The organism is Armatimonas sp. (genome assembly GCF_031410135.1).
Lineage (GTDB): Bacteria > Armatimonadota > Armatimonadia > Armatimonadales > Armatimonadaceae > Armatimonas.
This window is the reverse complement of sequence record NZ_JANNYP010000140.1, coordinates 1-4,717: the sequence shown is the minus strand read 5'-3', so window position 1 is coordinate 4,717 and position 4,717 is coordinate 1. Positions and strand designations below refer to the sequence as shown.

Genomic DNA, 4,717 nt, shown 5'->3' with positions numbered 1-4,717 from the left:
AGAGAAGGGGACTCAGAAGCCGCTGGAGCAGGCAAAGTTCTATGTGCCTGGCTCGGTTTTGCGGGTGGCGGTGGACAACACGCAGCCGCTCGCCCATGGAGTTCCCGCGCAGGTGGATGTCGCCTTTGATAACTCCCCGGTCTTCGCGCTCACCGACTCCACTTCTATGGTCAAGCCCATCGCCTGGTTCGACTCGGCGGAGCCGCTGCGCTCCGGGTGGGCGTGGGGACAAGACTACCTGAAAGGCGGAACCACGATTGCGGAGGCAAGTGTCGGACGAGGCTCGCTTTTCCTGCTTGGCCCCGAGGTCGCAAACCGCGCTCAGCCCCACGGCACCTTCAAGTTTCTCTTCAATAGCCTCTATCTAGGCCCCGCAAGAGCGGCACAGAGCAGGTAAAACCAACTCTGTGCCGGAAGGGTTTAGTCTTCGAGGGCTTCATCGCTAAACTCTAGGTTAAAGTCGCATCCTGTGAGCGGATGGTTTCGTCGGGTACACTGTGCGCTGTGCCGCACACGATGTACCGAGTGAATCTACTGGGAGCGCTGGAGGTGATCACGCCCTCAGGTGAGACGGTCACGTTTCCAGGACGAAAATCCGCCGCACTTTTCGGCTATCTGTGCTTAGAACCGGGGCTGGCATACTCGCGTGAGTTGCTCGCGGAGGCACTGTGGCCGTCGCTGGAGCTGAAAAGCAAGCAAACGCGACTGCGTCAGGAGCTGATGGTGCTGCGACGGCTTTGTGGCAGTGCTGAAGAGGGCGGCCTTCTGATCAGCACCCGCACCAGCGTCGGAGTGCGGGTTAAGGGTGTCGCGACGGATGTCAGTCGGTTCCAGAGTGCTTGGGAGCGCAGTCAAACTTTCCCAGAGAGTGCTGAGCCTGCACTCGCCGAGATGGTTTCTCTCTTTCGCGGCGACTTGCTGGAGAGCTGCGATGAGCTAGGCGCGGTGGAGCGGCGTGCGGTGGCGCAACTCTTTGATAAAGCGATCCACCAGCTTGTGGGTCTGTACGAGCGCGCGGGCAAGTATGATGAAGCCATTTTGTTGCTGAATCGTCTGGGTACCCGTGATCCCCTAGACGAGGAAATCCATACCGAGCTGATGCGGTTTTATCGCCTCATGAAGCACCCTAATTCTGTCTGGCGACAGTACCAGAAAATGGAGAAGGTGTGGCAGAGTGCACTCGGTCAGGCCCCCGCGCCGCACCTACGTGAGCTTGCGCTTAGTCTGATACAGGAGGCACCGGAGCCGAACCAAGCTACCAACCTCCCCGAATCTTCTTCCTCAATATCGTCCGTCGTCGTGGAGCCTGTGCTCTTATCCGTTCCAAATAAGGCTCCGCCTCGCCTACACCGTTTCGCAGCTAGGGTAGGGGCGTCGCTTGCCCTGATTGTTTGCCTCCTTGCGCTTTGGGGGACGGTTCGACTTGGGGCAAAAAAATCGGAGAGCCTAGCGGCGATTCAGCCCGCAAAAATCCGCTGGCTCTATCGGGATCTACCCGCGCTGGGTGAGAAGGCGAACTCCGAAGCAAAGGCAGTGGCGCTGATCCCGAACGGAACACTCTGTGTGACAGGGCTGATCGAGACGGAGAAACAGGATGTGAATATCCTGACACTAGGGTTCTCCCCCGAGGGAAAGCTGCTCTGGCGGGATACCTACGATAGCCCTGGCCACGACTGTGACCGGGCATTTTCGGTGGTGACAGGCCGTGACGGTAGCTTCTTTGTTGCTGGAGAGTCCTACTTGCCGGAAGTACCCGGACGACCCGAGGGCTGGCGGCTGGTGGTGCTGAAATACAGCGCTCAGGGCGAGCGGCTCTGGGAGTTTCTTTCGAGGGAACGAACTGAAAATAAGGGTGAGCACGTCCGAATTGTCCTGGATGTACAGGAGGGGGTGTATGTCGGAGGAACTGCTCTGGAGGGTGAGCGTCACTCGCCTCTGATCCTCCATCTTGATGGCAGAGGGCAGCGACTCTGGGCAAAGACCCTGGCGGTGACACCTGAGGTGCCCCAAGCGGTTTTTTGTGCGCTCGTGGCAGATGAGGCGGGTAATGTCTACTTTTGTGGGACGGTCCAGCGCAAGCTCGCCACGGGCAACGACTGGCTTGTGATGAGCTACTCACCGACAGGTGCACTGCGTTGGAAACGGACGGTTGATGGCCTTGGGCAGGGCGAGGATCAGGCGGAAGCACTCTTTGTAGATCGCTTCGGCACGCTCGCTGTGGTGGGGACGGGAACCGGAAAACCACCTGTGGGCATCGGGCTAGGCATGGCAAAGTTCTCCACGAACGGAGAACCACTCGGGGTACACTGGAGCACCTTTACCCAGCGCGATCTCCACTTCGAGAGTGCCTCTCTTTCTGCCAATCACCGGCGCTTAACGGTGGCGGTTTCTTTTACTCAGGTGAATGGAAGTGTCGAAACTCTCGTCGAACAATACGATGAGAAGGGGAACACCCTCTGGCGCAAGCCCTTAAATGCTGTGGCACCTGACCGCAGTTTTGCAGTGAAACAAGTGCTCACCGATCCCGTGGGCGCTGTGATACTCACGGGCCTACTTTCGACCCAGCCGCAGTACACCCTACAGGCACAGAGTACGATTATCGCAACTCACCTCAGCCCCGAGGGTGACTTTGAGAATCAGCAGCGCTTCCGCTCGGGTGTAGACTGGTGTGATGTCCCCGATGCGATGACGTCTCTGGTAGACGGTACGGTCGTTGTGGTTGGCAAGCAGCACTATATCAGTAAAGAAACCAGCGCTCTGCAAGTCGTCGCCTTCCATCCCTGAGCCTTTTTGCTCTCCACCAGCAAGTATTTTTACCGTTCGGCAAAATGAACGATAAATTTACGCAAATCTTACGCAAGCTATCGCACCATGACTATGGTGAGACGCGTGGCCAAGACTGCCCCGCCGCAACCTCGGATTTCAATGTCAGAAAGATAGCAAGCTATGAAACTGTTTCTCGCTCGAAAACTCCTCACTCTCACGCTCCTCGCCGGGGCTGTACTCACTGCCACAAACGTCAAGGCACAAGTTCTCTATGTCTCGAATTTCCTTGATGTCGGTAATAAGGTCACTGCGGTTGACAACCTGGGAGGCAGCTCAGTCTTTGCTAGCGGACCTGATTTGGCTGGTGCGTCAGGTTTGGCCTTTTCTGGTACCGACCTCTACGTCGCAACTTGGAATGGTAGGCTTCACAATATTACAGGCGGCGTCATTAGTCCCGCCTTGGCTACTGGGCTGGGAAACGTTTTCGCCCTAGCATTTGATGCATCGGGTAACGCCTACACGGCGGCCAATAATGGTAACGTGATGAAGACGACGCCCCTTGGCGTTACCAGTGTTTTTGCTAGTGGTTTTGGAAGTAATCAAGGATTGGCTTTCTTGGGAAATGATCTCTATGTCTCATCTGCTCAATTCGGTACTGTCAGTAAGGTTACGCCCGGAGGAGTGGTCAGCACATACGCGTCAGGCTTAGGTCAGGCTCGTGCTATGACTTTTGATCCCGCAGGCAATCTCTATGTCACACAACCCGCAGATGGTAGTGGGATCCTTAAAGTTCCTCTGGGAGGGGGCTCCTTCAGTGCGTTTGGAAGCCTGAGTGGTGTTGGTGGAGGGTATCCGACAGGCTTAACGTTCTTCCAGGACGAACTCTATGTTGCAGACTACACTGGGAGTAGGATTGTGAAGTTCACCTCGGCGGGGGGATACAGGCCACGCTAACTATGCCACTGGGGTTACTCAATCCTTTAATCTTACCTTCGGGCCGGCTGCCTCTTCCAGCGCCCCGGAGCCGGGGACATTGGGGCTGCTTGCTCTGGGGGGGACGCTGGTGCTGGTGCGGCGCCGTGGACGTAAGCAGGGGGCGTAAGATGCCCATTGCCTTCGATCTGCACGGCACTCTCTTCCCTGAATGTGGGTAAATCCTTGCCCTACTCGCATCACGATAGAAACACGAACCGCTGGCTGCGGGTGGCTCTCGTGCTGCGAAACGATAACAAGACGCCCCGTTTCATCGGGGCGACGAAGAAAGAAATAAACATGAAAACAACTCGTACTGCGTCTCTCACCGCACTTGCCACAATGGTGCTTCTTGGCATCGCTGCGCTACCAAAGGGGGCTAAGGCACAAGATCTCTACGTGTCAAGTATTAACGACAATGCCGTCCGCATCTTCAGTCCGACAGGCACACTCAAAGGTAGCATTACTACAAACCTGAACCTCCCCAGTACCTTGGTCTTCAACTCTGCCGGAAACCTCTATGTCTCGAATCTTGGTAACAACAGTATCAGCATCTTCAGCTCTGCAAATGCTTTCCTGGGTAGCATTAACACAAATATTAACGTTGGCTATGGCCTCGCGTTTAATTCCGCCGGAAACCTTTACGTTTCGAATAATGGCAACAACACTGTCAGCATCTTCAACCCAGCGGGCGTCTTCCTGAGTAGCATTAACACAAACTTGGCCAGTCCCGTGGGCCTAGCGATTAACTCCAGCGGAAACATCTACGTCGGTAATCAGGGCAACAACACTGTCAGCATCTTTAACCCGGCGGGGGGCTTCCTGGGCAGCATTAACACAAATCTGAACGGCCCTACAGGTATGGCCTTTTCCTCCGCAGGAAACCTCCATGTTGCGAATTTTAACACCAACACAGTCAGCATCTTTAACCCGGCGGGGGGCTTCCTGAGTAGCATCAGCACAAACCTGAGCGGTCCCA

General features: G+C 55.9%; 3 protein-coding genes and 2 pseudogenes. All 5 read left to right on the top strand.

The features are described 5' to 3' along the window. Positions 1-397 (top strand): annotated as a pseudogene (locus RMO15_RS05100) (peptidase); the annotation flags it as partial. Between the two features lie 107 nt (positions 398-504). Then, positions 505-2,784, top strand: a complete 2,280-nt coding sequence (locus RMO15_RS05095) for a BTAD domain-containing putative transcriptional regulator (protein ID WP_309708698.1) — start codon at positions 505-507, stop codon at positions 2,782-2,784. 162 nt (positions 2,785-2,946) lie between these two features. After that, the gene (locus tag RMO15_RS05090) at positions 2,947-3,720 is read left to right on the top strand and encodes a hypothetical protein (RefSeq protein WP_309708695.1); all 774 of its coding nucleotides are present in this window, start codon (positions 2,947-2,949) and stop codon (positions 3,718-3,720) included. A 67-nt stretch (positions 3,721-3,787) separates the two neighbouring features. Further along, positions 3,788-3,868: pseudogene (locus RMO15_RS33175) on the top strand (PEP-CTERM sorting domain-containing protein); the annotation flags it as partial. Positions 3,869-4,038: 170 nt separating this feature from the next. Then, the coding region (locus RMO15_RS05085) for an NHL repeat-containing protein (RefSeq protein WP_309708692.1) at positions 4,039-4,717 on the top strand (679 nt) is incomplete at its 3' end.

What these genes read in the sequence shown, in the direction of transcription:
- RMO15_RS05090 (WP_309708695.1), top strand. Translation starts at nt 2,947, where the DNA reads ATGAAACTGTTTCTCGCTCGAAAACTCCTCACTCTCACGCTCCTCGCC.